This is a genomic window from Fibrobacter sp. UWB13, assembly GCF_900177805.1.
In the GTDB taxonomy this organism is placed as follows: Bacteria; Fibrobacterota; Fibrobacteria; order Fibrobacterales; family Fibrobacteraceae; genus Fibrobacter.
This window is the reverse complement of the sequence record NZ_FXAX01000001.1, coordinates 2234177-2249781: the sequence shown is the minus strand read 5'-3', so window position 1 is coordinate 2249781 and position 15605 is coordinate 2234177. Positions and strand designations below refer to the sequence as shown.

The following is a 15605-nucleotide window of genomic DNA, read 5'->3' as shown; positions in this document are numbered from 1 at the left end:
TCCTCCTTACTGTATTGATAATTACTTAATATAAAGTAGTAAAATTGGTTGGCTAAAATTGATAAAAATTGCAAAAGTCATGAAAAAACTTGACAATGTATTGTCTTTTTTTTATGATACCCTTGAAAAAGAGTGTTTTTGTTAGAATTTGTTGATTCTCTAATGAAAAATATTTATATTAACTCTAGAGTAAATAACTTTAAAGTTAATAACTTTGGAGTAAATAAGATGTTTGTCGGACGTAAAAGAGAATTAAAGCTTCTTGAAGATCTTTATCGGTCTAAGAAATTTGAAATGCTAATCATGCATGGTCGTAGGCGCGTGGGCAAGAGTTTTCTTTTGGCTCACTTTGCCTCGCTTCATGAAAAGGATACTGTGTTCTTTACTGCTGACAAAGGGAGCGAAGCCAATAATGTTCGTAATTTTTGTACGGAATTGAAACGGGTATTAAATGCTGGCGATTTTTTGAATTCACTTGAGACTTGGCAGGATGTCTACTCGTTCATCGATGGTGCCGCTTTTTCTAAACGTGTGAATATCATTATTGACGAGTTTACTTATTTGTACAATTCAAATCCTGTATACGATTCGGGGCTGCAGAATGCTATTGACCGAATTCTGAAAAAAAAGAACATTTTTTTAATTTTGTGCGGTTCTGAAGTCTCTGTTATTGAGGATTTGTTTGATGATTCTACCAAACCTTTATATGGTCGCAAGACTGCCGATTTGAAATTGCAACCATTTTCATATAAAGAATCTAAAGAATTTTTCCCCAAATATAGTGACGAAGAAGTCCTAACGGTTTATTCAATTCTTGGCGGTATTCCTCTATACCTTTCTCTTTTTGACGATTCCGTTTCTATTCGCGAGAACGTCATCAAAAATTGCCTTTCTACAACGGGCTACTTATACAATGAAATTGATACGTTGCTTCGCATGGAACTCAAAGAAACGCTTTTTTATAAGAATATTCTGCTTGCTATCAATTCTGGTGCTTCGACGCTTAATGATATAAAGATGAAGGTCGGAGAAGATGGGGCGAAGATTGCAAAATACCTGAACGTCCTTCAAAATTTGGGATTTATCAAAACAGAAATCCCTGTTGGCGAAAAAGGCAAGGCTCGCAATACGCTTTATTCCATTGACGATAACTACTTTGCTTTTTATTTCAGGTTTATTTATAAACATTTGAATATGTTGAATGGGCTTATTTCACCTGAAATTTATTACGATAGAGAGTTTACAACTGAAAGCTTAAATGGATATATTGGGCATCGATTTGAAAGAGTGTGCTCGCAGTTTATTATGGAAAAATCCTATAATGGCGAGCTTCCGTTCTTTGCTGAACAAGTTGGACGCTGGTGGGGTAATAACCCTCTTGCGAAACGTCAAGAGGAAATAGACATTGTTGCCCAAGATGAGAATAATGCCATTCTTTGCGAATGTAAATACACTGAAAAGGCGTTTGATGAGACTGAACTTTCTGACTTGCAGGCGTGCGCACCGTGTATTAAACGCGACAATTTGTATTTTTGGATTTTTTCCAGAAAGGGCGTCACGGCTGGAGTCAAGAAGAAAATAAAAAATCTGGGCAATTACAAGGTTATTTCGATAAAAGAATTGTTTGCTTGATTTTAAAGTGCGCTGTCGAGTGCCATCATGAGCGTGAAGCCGACGGCGAAGAGGATAGTGCCTGCGTCAAAGTGGTCGCCTTCGCTCACTTCGGGGAGCATTTCTTCAACGACAACGTAAATCATTGCGCCTGCCGCAAACGAGAGCAGGTAGGGCATAAATGGCGAAAGGATTTCGGCGGCGATTAAGGTAATCAAGGCTCCGATGGGTTCGACAGCTCCGGAGAGCGCTCCGAGTGCAAATGCTTTTTTGCGTGTCGCGCCTTCGGCTTTTAACGGGAGCGAAACGACTGCTCCTTCAGGGAAGTTTTGTATCGCGATACCGATGGAAAGAGCGAATGCGGCCGAGAGCGTGATGGCGACATTCCCGGAAAGCCAACCTGCGAAAACGATGCCGACTGCCATGCCTTCGGGCAAGTTGTGGAGCGTTACCGCGAGCGTGAGCATCGTGGTGCGTTTAAGTTTTGCTCTCGGACCTTCGGGAGTTTGACTGCCCAAATGCAAATGCGGTGTGATTTTATCCAAAATGAATAGAAATAAAATACCTGCCCAAAATCCGACTGCGGCGGGTGCAAATGATAATTTCCCCAAATGTTCGCTGGCGCTGATGGCCGGGAGGAGCAGACTCCAGACGGATGCCGCTACCATGACGCCAGCCGCAAATGCTAAAAGTCCGCGCTTGAGGTTCTGCTTCATCTGCCCGCGAATAAAGAACACGCATGCTGCGCCGAGAACCGTCCCTAAAAACGGAATGGTGAGGCCTTGAATAATGGGTAAAATAGGTTGAGTCATACGAAAAAAGATAGTATTAAAACTTGACAATTTCAAAAAACGCGCTGGAGTTTTGAAGGTCTAATTGGAGTAGCGTAAACGATTACATTTTTGTATCGTAGACGCATGAATAAGTTAAAGTCTTTTGTTGTCGCGGCCTCTGTCGTATTGCTTTTTACAACTTCTGCAAATGCGTGCCTTGCAGCTTGCAAGGAAAAGAAACGAGATGAGGCTTACAGTAAGCAACTCTCGGCTGCTACATTGCAGACTGTTATTGATAACGCTTTGCCGCTGAAGGCTGTGGACCCGGAACTTGGCGAACCTTATCAGGTTTATCCGATTGACGTAAAGCCGTATGATAAAGATTTCCATGCGACGCTGATTGAATATCCTTACGGAAGTTCTCCGCGTGCGTTGAGGCATGAACCGAATCCGCGTGGAATTATCTTGTACGTGCATGGCTACAATGATTACTTCTTCCAGGAAGAACTTGCGGAAAAATCGGATTCTGCGGGTTTTGCGTTCTTTGCAATTGACTTGCATTACAATGGTCGTTCGTATAGTGAAGGCGAGCCGCGTTCGGATATGCGTAGCGTCAAGGAATACTATGCGGAATTGGATGCGGCTATTGCGCTTAGCAAGAGTATTGCTGCGAAAGGCTCAAATGCAAAATTGCCGTTTGTCATTCTCGGCCATTCGCAGGGTGGGTTGATCACGCCGAATTACTTGAATGAACGTAATAGCGAAGATTTTGCAGCTCTCGTTTTGAATAGTCCGTTCCTGGATTATAAAAATAGCTGGTTTGTCCGCAATGTGGCGTTCCCTGTATTCTCGGATATTGCGCTGTTGTTGCCCGATGCACCCGCTCCGAAACAGGAAGCCCCTAAGTACAACATATCTCTTTTGAAAAGTGAAAAGGGCGAGTGGGAATTCAATCGTAAATTGAAAAGCGATGAATGGCCACAACAGTATTTTGGATACCTCCGTGCGACAACTCGCGGCATCAAGTGGATCCATGCGGGAATGCAGATCAAGGCTCCTGTTCTCATGATGCGTAGCGGCTGTACGGTGAACACGGTCAAGTGGGATGACGACTACATGCGTTGCGATTGCATGCTCGATGTGAATCTCCTTGAAAAGTGGGCTCCGAAATTGGGTAACGATGTCACGACTGTAACGATTACGGACGGCATGCACGACTTGTTCCTTTCGCGTAAGGATGTCCGCGATAAAGCATACCGCACGATGTTTGAATTCTTGGATGGTGCCATTTTGCGGAAGCAAATTGTCGTTGCACAGAACTTTTAATAACTAGATTTTGTTTTAATCGGTTAGCGCACTTTCCTTGTCATGAGGAGAGTGCGTTTTTTAGGAGAAAATGATGAGTAAGAACATTTGGGATATCTTTGCGCCGGTTTATGAATTCGCGATGCGTTCGCAGAAGGATATTTATGATTTTATGTATGGGCGAATTGGCGAGGTCGCGCGGGGCAAGGATGTGCTTGAGCTTGCAACGGGTCCGGGGATGATTGCGCGGCATATTGCTCCGCATGCAAATCATGTGGTGGCGACTGATTTTGCTCCGAAGATGATTGAGACGGCTCGCAAGGCGAAGAATCCGGAGAATGTGCGTTTTGAAGTGGCTGATGCGACTTCGTTGCGGTTCATGGACAACGCTTTTGATGTCGTCGTGATTGCGAATGCACTCCACATTATCCCGGAGCCCTCGAAGGCGCTTGCGGAAATCCGCCGCGTCTTGAAAGATGACGGCGTGCTGATAGCTCCGAACTTTATATTCCCTGCTGACGGCAAAAGAAACTTGTGGCAAAAGCTTTTGAGTCTTGTCGGTGTTCGCTTTGCGCACGAATGGACGGAAGACGAATACAAGTCTTTCTTGAAAGGGAATGGCTGGACGATAACGGAAAATTGCGTTATCAAGGGGCGGATTGATTTAGCCTACGTGGAATGCGGAAAATGAAGACTATTTCGCTTCTTCAGTTTTCTCAAGTTCTTTCTTCAGCTTGAGTACTTCCCTTTCGGAAAGCTTGGTGATTCTAGAAATTTTTTCTACAGAATCACCTTCGGCGAGCATGTTGCGAGCCATTTCTCGTTCGCGGTCTTGAACGCTCGAAACCACCTTCGCGTTGATTTCGTCCGCGAATTCTTCGAAAATGCCATCTACCATGGCGTTATGATCATATTCCTTATGGTACACTTTCTGGTACGCCTCGAATTCTTCTTTTGTCAAATTAGACATTTTGGAACTCTCCGTCAATAGCTTGAATAATTATGGTGAAATCGCCATTTTTATTGTACCGAATTCGGTGTAATTAGAGATTTGTTTATATATTTCCCATTGACATAGCTCTGTACCGAATGGTGCGGAGCGACTAAAATTTTGAGATTCGTCTCTTATTCTCGCCACAGAAACTACCACTTTCAAAACGCATGAGGATAAGACGAACGCTCACGTCCCGTATGGGGCGTGGGTCGTTTTGTGCTTATTATGCGAAAGGGTGTGGTAGCCCTCTGTGACGGTAAGTGCTAACGATGCCACGCCTTTTTTGTTTTGTGGGCATTGAGACACAGAGTAGAGCGGACTCGTAAACTTTTATACGAGGAGCCGTTATGGTGCGTGACATTATTGAGAAAAACGGAAGGGTAAACCCAAATGCAGACCTTCTGAAAAAACTAAAATCCCTGATTCCTGGTGTCATTGCGAAAGACGGCTCTATTGATGCTGATGCCATCCGCTATTGGGCCGAATGTGCAGTGGGCGATCCGAAACTTGTGACGGAAGAACGCGAAACGTTCAATTTTTTGGGCAAAGATTATGCACGTCTGCTTTACGCCCTTGACACAGAAACGGTTATCACTCCTGATGAAGAAAATAATCGTAAATCGGAAAATAAGAATAGCGAAAACCTCTATTTGTCGGGTGACAATTTGGAAGTGCTTAAACACTTACGTCATTCTTATGAAGGTCAAGTCAAGTGCATCTATATTGATCCTCCATACAACACTGGTTCTGACGACTTTGTCTATAACGATTCTTTTGATTTTACTGAAAAAGATTTGAAAGAAAAATTGGGCTTGGATGATGATGCTCAAGTTGAAAAAATTATGAATATGCGAAAGCGTGGTTCACGCTCTCATGCGGCATGGCTCACGTTTATGTATCCTCGTTTGAAATTGGCTCGTGATTTGTTGAAAGATGATGGTGTAATCTTTATTTCTATTGATGATAACGAACAGGCGAATTTGAAGATTTTATGCGATGAAATTTTTGGAGAAGAAAATTTTGTTGCTGATATGATTTGGGAAAGTAAATATACTGTTTCAAACGATTCTCAATATGTATCTTCGCAACATGAATATGTTTTGTTTTATGCTAGAAAAATAGAGTCGTTTAAGATAGGACGATTGGAAAGAACGGAAGAACAAAACGCTTCATATAAAAATCGCGATAACGATCCTAAGGGACCCTGGAAGGCTACTCCATTGCATGCGAAAAGTGGAACGGAAAAATCAAAATATGATATTACTTTTAGCAATGGGATTACGTGGAAATGTCCTCAGGGGCGTTTTCCTAGATATTCAAAAGATACTTTGTTGAAGTTATATGAACAAAATGAGCTTTATTTTAATAAAAATGGAGGAGTTGACAAAAAAACTTATTTGTCTGAGGTCTCTGAGAAGGGAGTCGTTCCTGGGAGTATTCTAAAATATTCTGATGTTGGTCATACCCATGAAAATAATGAAGAATTAGCTTCAGTGATAGGGAAGGGTATGTTTGATAATCCTAAGGGAACGAAATTGTTGTCAAGAGTAATGAATCTTGCAAATTTGCAAGATTCGGATATTGTTCTCGATTTCTTCAGTGGCTCAGGAACAACAGCACATGCTGTGATGCGGCAAAATGCAGAAGAAAATGGTAATTGTAAATTTATTGTGGTTCAAATTTCAGCATCATGCCCAGAGCAAAGTGAAGCTTTTAAGGCTGGTTACAAAACAATAGACCAAATCGGCATGGAACGAATTCGCCGCGCTGCAGCGAAAATCAAGGAAGAACATCCCGACAGTAAATGCGATTTCGGTTTTAAACACTACATCATTCAAAAACCTGCTGAAAAATCACTTGACAGCATCAAGAATTTTGAACCCAATCCGAATTTCGGCGAAGCAACAATTTTGAAACAGTTTGGTGCAGAAACAGTTCTTGCTACATGGATGGTTGATGATGGTCATACGTTCAATGCAAATGTTGAAAAAATTGACTTGAACGGTTATACTGCTTACAAGGTGAATGATTATCTCTATCTCATCAATAGTGGCATAGATGGCAAACATGTTAAGGAATTGTTCAAAAAATACGATGAAGATAAAAACTTCAAGCCAAAGCATATCGTTCTTTTCGGCTACAGTTTCGGCATGACGACACTGGATACGCTGAAAGCCAACATCAAGAACGTTGACGGCATTGACATTCACCTTGAAATCCGTTACTGAGGTGTTTATGGAATTTCAATTTGAACAAAATCTGCCGCACCAGCGTGAAGCAATTGAAAGAATTCTTGCGTTGACAGGAACTTTGCATGCAGAACATTCGCTCAACCACTTCGCCAACTGCGATATCTATCCAAACGACTCCAAGCTTCAGGCTGAATTGAGCAAAATTCAAAAAGACTTTCAACCCAATATGAAAGGCTTTACCACGGCACAAAAAGCAGCGGGAGTCGCCTCGATGCCATGCCTTTATATTGACGTTAAGATGGAAACGGGTACGGGCAAAACATACGTCTATACTGAAACTATTCATGAATTGCACAAACAGTTGGGTGTTTCAAAATTTATCCTGATTGTTCCCGGAAAAGCAATTAAGGCGGGTGCAAAAAACTTCATAGAAGATCCCGACGTACGCAGGCATTTTCGTGACACATGCGGATATGGCGCAGAAATTCGCCTATTTGAAGGATCGGAGCAAAAGGGCAACAAGAAAAAGAAACTTTTCCCTTCTGCGGTTTCAGGGTTTTATCAAAATCCTGGAGAATCAGAACGATATATTTCTGTTCTGTTGCTTAATAGTGCGCTACTAACCAATTCCAATTACAAGAATGACGATTTTGATTATGGTATAGACAATTTTTACTGTCCCTTAGAAGCCCTGAAAGCGACGCGCCCCATCGTTATTATTGACGAACCACATCGTTTTTCTGATGGAAACAAGGCCATGGACGCCATCATGAATCTCTGTCCGCAAATGCTGATTCGTTTTGGAGCGACATTCCCCGAAATGACTGTTGGCAGAGGAAAAGAGAAGAGAATTGTCAAGGATTACAAGAACCTAGTTTATAACCTTGATGCATACGAATCCTTCAATAAGAACCTTATCAAGGGAATCGCAAAGGAACATCTCAATCCGCTAAAGGATGCGGAAAACATCAAGGTCAAGGTTGCAGAGATTACCAAAATAGACAAGGACAACTGCGAAACAAGATTCTCATGGGAAGATGCCCTTGGCAAATCACATCGAAAGACATTGGCTCTTGGGATTCCTCTTTCCGAAATTCATGAGAACTTTGGAAACCTTATCATAGAAGATTTTGACAAGAACGAAATTCATCTTTCTAATGGTGTGGTACTAAAGGTCGGGGACACCCTTACACCTGATATGTATGCTACAACCTATCAAGAAGCCATGATGCGTATGGCAATACGCCGACATTTGGAGACGGAAGAGCAGAATTTCAATCGCGAAGACAAGATAAAAACTCTTGCACTCTTCTTTATTGATGACATTTCCGCCTATCGACATGACAACGGCGCTTTGCGACGCTCGTTTGAGAAAATCTTGAAAGCAGAAATCAACAAAAAAATCGAAGGTTTAAAAGAAACAGATCCATATTGCGGATATCTGCAAAAATCGCTCACCGATATTTCTGCAACACATGGCGGCTATTTTGCGCAGGATAACTCAAGTAGCGAAGAATCCGTTGCTCAAGAGATTTCAGAAATCCTACACGACAAGAAAAAGTTACTTTCAATGGATAACTTGAGAAGGTTTATTTTCTCCAAGTGGACGCTCAAGGAAGGCTGGGATAATCCGAACGTATTCACAATTGCGAAACTCCGTAGTAGTGGTTCTGAAATCAGCAAGTTGCAAGAAGTGGGTCGTGGGCTTCGCCTCCCTGTAAATGAATTCGGGAAACGCATTACAGACGAAGAATTTACGTTAAACTATATCGTTGACTATACCGAAAAGGAATTTGCCGACAAGCTTATTGCGGAAATCAACGGTGAACGCGAAGAGTTGATGTTCATCACTGATGAACAAATTGAAGAATTTGCTCAGAAAAACGGAATTGAAGCAGAAGACCTGCTTTCAGAACTTCTTGGGAAAAAATTCGTCAAGATGCGCAAAGGGGATATGCCGGGACTCCCTGTGAATCCAGAAAAGGTCAACGAATTTGCGTCTGAGTACCCCGACTTATTTAAGGTTTGTGACACAAGTCGCAAAATTATTGACCGCAACAAGAAAAATGGCTGCGATAAAATCAAGATTAGAAGCGGTCGCTATAACCAGTTGAAGAATCTTTGGCTTAAGATGAACGAGCATTACCTACTCACATTCGATGACAAATTGAATGACGAGTTAGAGAATGCTTTGCCGGCCCTTATCAAGCAAGATCTTTTTGCAATAACAGTCGCGCAAAGTATTCGTCAAAAGGTTACTACGCAAAATGGCGTTGCAAAGCTGCATGATTCTAGCGGCAACAGTTATGAAGTGGAAAGAAAAATCGGCTACGGAAAATTTTTGCAGAGAATTCAGCAAAAAGAATCCGTTCCTGTTGTCGCAATGCACCAGGCAATATGCAAATTCGTTCAAGACGGCGGAGAGCCGATGTTCAACGAACAAAGCCTTAAAAATATTTGCGCAGAAATCCATCGCTGGAAACTTGAAAAGTTGATGGGGCGTTTTTCCTATCAAAAAGTGGAGCGTACTCGCATTAAGAAAACCACCCTTAACAAGGCTGATGGGAGTTCCGAAGAGTTTATCACTTTGGGACTTGTTGGTAAATTCATGGATGTGGGCGAAGTTCCTGAAAAATATCTCTATGATAGCATTGCTTATGATTCTCCACTTGAAAAAGACGACATCTTAAACGATGTGGAAGGCGTCGAAGTTTACGGAAAAATTCCGAAAAGTACCGTTCGCATTCCCACTATCTTGGGTGAAACTTATAGCCCTGACTTTATGTACATCGTTCGTCGTAAAGATAAAAATGAGTTGAATCTCATCGTAGAGTGTAAGGACGTTGAAAATGCAGAGACTGATTTACGCGGTGGCGAAAAAATCAAGATTGAATCTGCTAAGGTGTTCTTTGAGAATTTGGAAAGTGAAGGTGTGAAAGTTTGCTTTAAAAAGCAGCTCAAACAGGAAAATTTGAAGGCGATAGTAGAGGATCTATAGATTTTAATGATGTTTGCATTATCAAGGACCGAATTGATTTAGCTTACGTGGAATGCGGGAAATGAAGACTATTTCGCTTCTTGTCTGTAATAAAAGATGCGCAAAATGACGACTTCTCGCTTGTCGTGATTGACATGATAAAAAAGTCGGTAGTTTCCGACTGGTATTGAACGCACTTCGCGTAAAAACCAAGGTTCGTCTTGACATAAGGCGAATGCTTCAGGAAAATCGGATAATGTGTTAACCGATTCTTGAAATTTTCCCATTAGATTCTTCGCTGCAATAGGCGAACAAAGAGTTATGCTGATATAATCAAAGATTTGCTCGATGTCGTTTTGTGCGGCAGAAGAAAAGAAAACTTTGAAATTCATACCTTGTATTTTTTCTTGACATCGGAAAGGACCATCGCTGCAGGGCGGGTGCGACCTTTCAGCATGTCATTGTATCCTTTTTCGAGTTCCGTGTCGAGGCGCTCTTTTGACCATTTAGCGGCATTTTCGGGAGCTTTAGGCAGCTTCACATCGAAGGGAATTCCCTGTTGCAGAATAATCTGCTTATAGAACATGTTGATAGCGCTGGAAACGGATATACCGAGAGTTTCCAGGATGTTTTCAGCTTGTTCTTTGACATCGGGCTCTATGCGGGCGTATAAATTTGCGGTTTTGTTCATGTTATTCAATATACATATTTGTCCGCACAAAAGCAATACATTTGAGTGGGGCGCTGAACAAAAATGGAGATTCCCGCTCGGAGGCGGGAATGACAAGAATATGTTAAGAAAATTGCCCCGGATTACTCCGGGGCAATTTAGTAGGTGGTTATTGAATGAGTTCTAATTTACTTCTTGGAGCTTGAGCATTTTGCCGAAGAGGCCGCCTTTCGCTTTGAGTTCTGCGGGGGAGCCGGTTTCGACGACTTGACCGTTTTGCAACACCACGACCTTGTCTGCATTGGCGATAGTGCGCATGCGGTGGGCGATGATGATGACGGTCTTGTTCTGCACGAGTTTTGAAATGCTCTGCTGAATCTTGGATTCGTTTTCGACGTCGAGGCTTGCGGTGGCTTCGTCAAGGAGCACGATGGGGGCGTCCTTGAGGATGGCGCGGGCGATGGAGATTCGCTGGCGTTCGCCGCCGGAGAGTGTATCGCCGTTTTCGCCGATGACTGTATCGTAGCCTTGCGGGAGCTTTTGGACAAAGTCATCGCAGTTTGCAAGTTTTGCGGCTCGCAGGATTTCTTCGTCGGTGGCGTCGCGCTTACCGATGCGGATGTTGTCGCGGATGGAGGTGTTGAACAGCACGACATCCTGAAAGACGATGGAGAAGTTTTTGAGGAGCGTTTCGGGATCGATTCTTGAGATGTCCTGGCCGCCGAGCGTGATGGTGCCGCCTTGAATGTCCCAGAAACGGGCGGCGAGCTTTGCTGCGGTTGTCTTTCCGCTGCCAGAGGGGCCAACGAGTGCGGTGATTTCGCCTTGCTTGGCGGTGAACGAAGCCTTCTTCAAAACTTGTTTTTCTTCGTTGTAGTAGAAATCAACGTTTTTGAATTCAATGTCATAATCAGCGGGCTCAAACTTTGTGGAACCGCGCTGGACTTCCATATCGTCCATTTCCTTGAATCGCTTGAGACGAACATCCAAGAAGAATAGTTCCGTCATGTTGTTTAGAACGAGATAAATGGGGCTGTAAATCGTCGATGCGCAGACGATGTACACGAGGTAATCAAATACGCTCAATTTGTCTTGAGCAAGGAGGATGGAACCGAAAATGAGGACGGAAGCAAGGCCGAGTTTCAAGAAAATCTGGGCGCCGTTCAAGATGACACCAGACATGAATTCGCCTTTAATCTGGGAATGTTCATAGAATTTGGAGTGATCGTCCAATGCTTTGCAGACGCTTTCTTCTTCGCAGTAGGACTTGATTTCTTGAATGTTTTCAAGGCTTTCCTGAATGTCTTCGGTAATGACGCGGGCCGCATTGTAGGTGTGCTTGAAGTTTTTGAACTGTAATTTGCGGGACAAGTAAATGAGCAATCCTGCAAATGGTGCTACCCACAAAAGTGCTGCTGCCATCAACGGATTGTAAATGATGAGTGCGACTGCGCAGATAACGAGCATCGCGGCGACTGCAAAAATTTCAGGAACGGCGTGCGAGAAAATCATTTCAAGGGCGTTCACGTCGTTCATGATAGTCGAAGTCAAGTCGGAAAGGTCCTTTTTGCCAAAGAAGGCGAGCGGGAGCTTGCGCAACTTTTCGGCAAGCGTGATGCGACGTTTTTTGCATTCCGAATAGACGGATTCGTATGTGCTGTCGTAAGAGAGCGCATAGATGAAGTACATGACAAGGTAAATGACGACCGCGATGACTAAATATTGCCAAAAATCCAAGGTGATTGCCTCTGGTTCTTTCAGCTTCGCCATGAATTCCTTGAGGAACAGGAATACGAACGAAAGCGGGAGCATTAACGAAAGGTAATGCCACGTTGTCCAAAATACGCCTTTGATAAATGTTTTTGTACCTTCATCAGAGAGAACAAAGCGATTTTTGATCCAGTTATACATTCTTGCCTCCGATAGTCCAGCTGACGGACTGCTGGTAATCTTGCCACATCTTGGCGAATATGCCGCCCTTTTCGATGAGTTCCTTGTGCGTGCCGCGTTCCACGATGCGGCCACCTTGTACGACGAGAATCTGGTCGGCATTCACGATGCTTGTGAGTCTGTGTGCAATCATCAAGACTGTTTTGCCCTTCGACAGCGTTTGCAGTGCTTGCTGGATAAGGCTTTCGTTTTCGGGGTCTGCAAATGCGGTCGCTTCGTCAAGAACGACGATCGGTGCGTTCTTGAGAATGGCGCGGGCAAGGACGATTCGCTGCTGTTCGCCACCGGAGAGGTATGTACCCTTGCTACCGATGACGGTGTTGATGCCTTCGGGCAGGCGGTCAATGATTTCGCGGCATTGGGCGAGATCGAGTGCCTTATTGACGCTTTCAATGGATGCCTCAGGAGTTCCGTAACGGACGTTTTCCAAAATACTCTTCTTGAAGAGTCGAGTATTCTGGAAAACGAATGATGTGTTTTTCATGAGGACTTCTTGGGGTATTTCCTTGATGGGCGCGCCGCCGACTAAAATTTCACCATCGTTGGCGTCGAAGAATCTCGGGACGAGTTTTGCAATGGTGCTCTTGCCGCCGCCAGATGTACCAACGAGTGCGACTGTTTCGCCTTCCTTTATTTTGAATGAAATGTCATGAAGGACTTCATTTTCTGTGCCGGGGTAGGTGAACTTGACATTCTTGAATTCAATATCAAAATGCTTGACTTCTTGCGGGTTTGTCGGTGTAGCAAGTTCTGGGTAATCTGTTAACGATTCAATGCTACCAATGGCGAGTTTTGCCTGGTTTACGGCTTGGCTCAAGTACATGCTGCGCATGACGCACTGCGAGAAAACGGGGGTCACGAGAACGTAGAGCATCAAGTCCACGATTGTGGCGGCAATGTTGCCTGAACTCGTTGCGATGAGGAATGTTGTGGGGACGAGGATGAGGGCGACGCCGTTGATGAGCGTCGTGTAAGAGCACATGATGAACTTCCAACTGCTAGAATATGCAGTGACCATTTGGTGGTAATCATCAATTGTTTTATAGAAGTTCTTAAAGGAATAAATAGTTTGCTGGAAAACTTTCACAACGGGGATGCCGCGCACGTATTCGACCGCTTCTGTATTCATGTCTTCGAGAGACTTCATGTATTTTTGCATAAAGTCCTTGCTCTTGTTCATCTTGGAGCCGAGCGTGATGATGGCGTAGGCAATTGGGACGAGTGATGCGATGCCAAGACGCCAATCGAAAATGAACAACAATACGAGCGAGGCGATGGGAACGACGATGGTTCCTGCCAAATCCGGAAGCTCGTGCGCCATGAATGTATGTGTGACGGCTGCGTTGTCGTCAATGATTTTGCGGATGCGTCCGGTGGGATTCTTGTCGAAAAAGCCAAGCGGGAGCTTGAGCAATTTTTTCATGGTGATTCTGCGGATGTTGCCTTCGATGCGGAAGGCGACTAAGTGCGAACAGATGAGCGCTGAAAAATAGAGCACGATGCTTATGACGGAGAAAATGACGGCCATCAATGCGTAATGCTTGACCATGTCGTATGAAATATTACCTGTGTCAGCGAATAATTCACGGACGATGAGCCATACATATATAAAGGGAGCGATCCCTGCGATGGAACTCAATGATGAAAATAAAAGTGCAAACGGATATAAAATTTTTCGCGATTGCATATAAGGTGTTAGTCTTTTGAAAACACTCATAGTTACCTTCTGTTTGTTTTTCGCACCAATTTTAATTTATTGAGGTCTTGTTTTAAAGGTTATATTAGTCATATCTAACTTTTTGGATTGGTTTGAGTCCATTTGGAGTTGAGGCGGTCTTTTGGGATTTCTAAAATGCGGGCGAAACTTGAAAGGTGTATAACCCTAGGAGAACTGTATGAATAAAAAACTCATTGCACTTACTTTTGCTACAAGCCTTTTTGCCGCCTGCGGTAGCGATTCTTCGAGTAACGCTGATTCTGAAAAGGATGATTACAAGCGCGAATTTGCGACTTCCATTTCGACCGGCGAAACGATGTTTATCGGCACAATGTCCCTCGATCACACAGATGATCTGGGCAAGGACTTTGTCGAAGTCGGTACGCGTGCAGGCGTTGTCTATTATGATAATTCTCTGTTCATCGCTGATTTGGATGTTGGTTCTATTTCCCGTTATAGCCTGACTGAAAACAACAAGCTTGGCAAGGTGACTGCAAAGCTTTCTCTCCCGGGAACTTGGGTAAACCACATTTACTTTGTGAACGAAGAAAAGGCTTATTTGGGCGGCATGCTTGATTCCTTGATCATCATCAACCCGAAAACCATGAAGAAGACGGGCGCCATTGACCTTTCCAAGTACAAGGATAAGGACGCTCTCGTGGTGAGCCCGGGAACTGGCGTGATTGTTGACGACCGCCTTTATGTGGGTCTTTTGCAGAATGTGAGCGATTATGCTACGGGTAATGAAGCCCAGGTCGCCATTATCGATGTCAAGAAGGACGAAGTCGTCGCTGTTGCTAAGGATGACCGCATTGCTGCCGTGGGTTCCTTGGATGACTCCCAGAACCAGGCATTTACTGTTATTGATGGCTATATCTACTGCTACAGTAACGCTTCTTGGGGCTACGCTCCGGGCCAGGTTGATGGTTTCCTCCGCATTAAGGTGGGTGAAACCAAGTTCGACGAAAAGTATGTTTGGAAGGTCAGCGAAGAAGTTGGCATCAAGAACCTTACGGAAAAGGGTAACTTCAAGTATCTCTCTCCGGCAACGTTCCCGTCGGAAGATGGCTATGTCTATGCTTTCTTGAACGTGATGGTTGATTTGCAGCAGACCTGGACGGACATGGATAGCTATCACAATAACACTTGCAAGCCGGTGCAGGTTGACCTTGCCAAGAAGAAGATCAAGGCTTTGCCGATTGGTTATTCTTCGAGCTGGGCAAGCTACGGCAAGTATGTGGAAGATGATGGCAACGTAATTTTTGCGGTCTCTACTGAAGAAGATGGCAATGCATACTTCCGCTATGATCCGAAGACGGATAAGGCTAAGAAAATTGCTGAAGCCGAACAAATCCCGATGTGGATTGTTCCGTTGAAGTAATGAATTGGAGATGCCCTCCCCATACGCGGATCATG

12 protein-coding genes are annotated in these 15605 nt (G+C 43.8%); 6 read left to right on the top strand and 6 right to left on the bottom strand.

Annotated elements, in window-relative coordinates:
- The first annotated feature begins 138 nt into the window (after positions 1 to 138).
- A complete protein-coding gene (locus B9Y77_RS09395; RefSeq protein ID WP_254899979.1) occupies positions 139 to 1632 on the top strand; it encodes an ATP-binding protein in 1494 nt (497 codons plus the stop codon).
- Between the two features lie 2 nt (positions 1633 to 1634).
- On the opposite strand, the gene B9Y77_RS09390 is transcribed toward B9Y77_RS09395, so the two are convergent.
- On the bottom strand, positions 1635 to 2423 hold the full coding sequence (locus B9Y77_RS09390) for a ZIP family metal transporter (RefSeq protein ID WP_085491346.1): 789 nt from the start codon (positions 2421 to 2423) through the stop codon (positions 1635 to 1637).
- 105 nt (positions 2424 to 2528) lie between these two features.
- Here B9Y77_RS09390 and B9Y77_RS09385 point away from each other — a divergent pair, with 105 nt between their 5' ends.
- Both B9Y77_RS09385 and B9Y77_RS09380 read left to right on the top strand, forming a co-directional pair.
- A complete protein-coding gene (locus B9Y77_RS09385) occupies positions 2529 to 3710 on the top strand; it encodes an alpha/beta hydrolase (RefSeq protein WP_176221727.1) in 1182 nt (393 codons plus the stop codon).
- 73 nt (positions 3711 to 3783) lie between these two features.
- Positions 3784 to 4380, top strand: coding sequence for a class I SAM-dependent methyltransferase (locus tag B9Y77_RS09380; RefSeq protein WP_085491345.1), 597 nt, complete (start codon positions 3784 to 3786; stop codon positions 4378 to 4380).
- Between the two features lie 3 nt (positions 4381 to 4383).
- Here B9Y77_RS09380 and B9Y77_RS09375 read toward each other — a convergent pair whose 3' ends face one another.
- Positions 4384 to 4659, bottom strand: a complete 276-nt coding sequence (locus tag B9Y77_RS09375) for a hypothetical protein (protein WP_085491344.1) — start codon at positions 4657 to 4659, stop codon at positions 4384 to 4386.
- Positions 4660 to 5030: 371 nt separating this feature from the next.
- Here B9Y77_RS09375 and B9Y77_RS09370 point away from each other — a divergent pair, with 371 nt between their 5' ends.
- Together B9Y77_RS09370 and B9Y77_RS09365 are read left to right on the top strand one after the other, a co-directional pair.
- The gene (locus tag B9Y77_RS09370) at positions 5031 to 6911 is read left to right on the top strand and encodes a site-specific DNA-methyltransferase (protein WP_085491343.1); all 1881 of its coding nucleotides are present in this window, start codon (positions 5031 to 5033) and stop codon (positions 6909 to 6911) included.
- Positions 6874 to 9873, top strand: coding sequence for a type III restriction-modification system endonuclease (locus B9Y77_RS09365; RefSeq protein ID WP_217807225.1), 3000 nt, complete (start codon positions 6874 to 6876; stop codon positions 9871 to 9873). The genes B9Y77_RS09370 and B9Y77_RS09365 overlap by 38 nt, the downstream gene beginning before the upstream one ends.
- Positions 9874 to 9941: 68 nt before the next feature.
- On the opposite strand, the gene B9Y77_RS09360 is transcribed toward B9Y77_RS09365, so the two are convergent.
- The 4 genes from B9Y77_RS09360 to B9Y77_RS09345 form a co-directional block, all read right to left on the bottom strand.
- Positions 9942 to 10244: a type II toxin-antitoxin system RelE/ParE family toxin gene (locus tag B9Y77_RS09360; protein WP_074209232.1), complete on the bottom strand. Its 303-nt coding sequence runs from the start codon at positions 10242 to 10244 to the stop codon at positions 9942 to 9944.
- A complete protein-coding gene (locus B9Y77_RS09355; protein WP_074209231.1) occupies positions 10241 to 10543 on the bottom strand; it encodes a type II toxin-antitoxin system RelB/DinJ family antitoxin in 303 nt (100 codons plus the stop codon). The genes B9Y77_RS09360 and B9Y77_RS09355 overlap by 4 nt, the downstream gene beginning before the upstream one ends.
- Before the next feature lie 162 nt (positions 10544 to 10705).
- The gene (locus B9Y77_RS09350) at positions 10706 to 12433 is read right to left on the bottom strand and encodes an ABC transporter ATP-binding protein (protein ID WP_085491341.1); all 1728 of its coding nucleotides are present in this window, start codon (positions 12431 to 12433) and stop codon (positions 10706 to 10708) included.
- Positions 12426 to 14189 (bottom strand): ABC transporter ATP-binding protein, encoded by a 1764-nt coding sequence (locus B9Y77_RS09345; RefSeq protein WP_085491340.1) that lies wholly within the window; start codon positions 14187 to 14189, stop codon positions 12426 to 12428. The genes B9Y77_RS09350 and B9Y77_RS09345 overlap by 8 nt, the downstream gene beginning before the upstream one ends.
- 178 nt (positions 14190 to 14367) lie before the next feature.
- On the opposite strand from B9Y77_RS09345, the gene B9Y77_RS09340 reads away from it, so the two are divergent.
- Positions 14368 to 15570, top strand: a complete 1203-nt coding sequence (locus B9Y77_RS09340) for a hypothetical protein (RefSeq protein ID WP_085491339.1) — start codon at positions 14368 to 14370, stop codon at positions 15568 to 15570.
- Positions 15571 to 15605 lie beyond the last annotated feature (35 nt).

What these genes read in the sequence shown, in the direction of transcription:
- B9Y77_RS09350 (WP_085491341.1), bottom strand. Translation starts at nt 12,433, where the DNA reads ATGTATAACTGGATCAAAAATCGCTTTGTTCTCTCTGATGAAGGTACA.
- B9Y77_RS09345 (WP_085491340.1), bottom strand. Translation starts at nt 14,189, where the DNA reads ATGAGTGTTTTCAAAAGACTAACACCTTATATGCAATCGCGAAAAATT.
- B9Y77_RS09355 (WP_074209231.1), bottom strand. Translation starts at nt 10,543, where the DNA reads ATGAACAAAACCGCAAATTTATACGCCCGCATAGAGCCCGATGTCAAA.
- B9Y77_RS09385 (WP_176221727.1), top strand. Translation starts at nt 2,529, where the DNA reads ATGAATAAGTTAAAGTCTTTTGTTGTCGCGGCCTCTGTCGTATTGCTT.
- B9Y77_RS09360 (WP_074209232.1), bottom strand. Translation starts at nt 10,244, where the DNA reads ATGAATTTCAAAGTTTTCTTTTCTTCTGCCGCACAAAACGACATCGAG.
- B9Y77_RS09370 (WP_085491343.1), top strand. Translation starts at nt 5,031, where the DNA reads ATGGTGCGTGACATTATTGAGAAAAACGGAAGGGTAAACCCAAATGCA.
- B9Y77_RS09390 (WP_085491346.1), bottom strand. Translation starts at nt 2,423, where the DNA reads ATGACTCAACCTATTTTACCCATTATTCAAGGCCTCACCATTCCGTTT.
- B9Y77_RS09375 (WP_085491344.1), bottom strand. Translation starts at nt 4,659, where the DNA reads ATGTCTAATTTGACAAAAGAAGAATTCGAGGCGTACCAGAAAGTGTAC.
- B9Y77_RS09380 (WP_085491345.1), top strand. Translation starts at nt 3,784, where the DNA reads ATGAGTAAGAACATTTGGGATATCTTTGCGCCGGTTTATGAATTCGCG.
- B9Y77_RS09340 (WP_085491339.1), top strand. Translation starts at nt 14,368, where the DNA reads ATGAATAAAAAACTCATTGCACTTACTTTTGCTACAAGCCTTTTTGCC.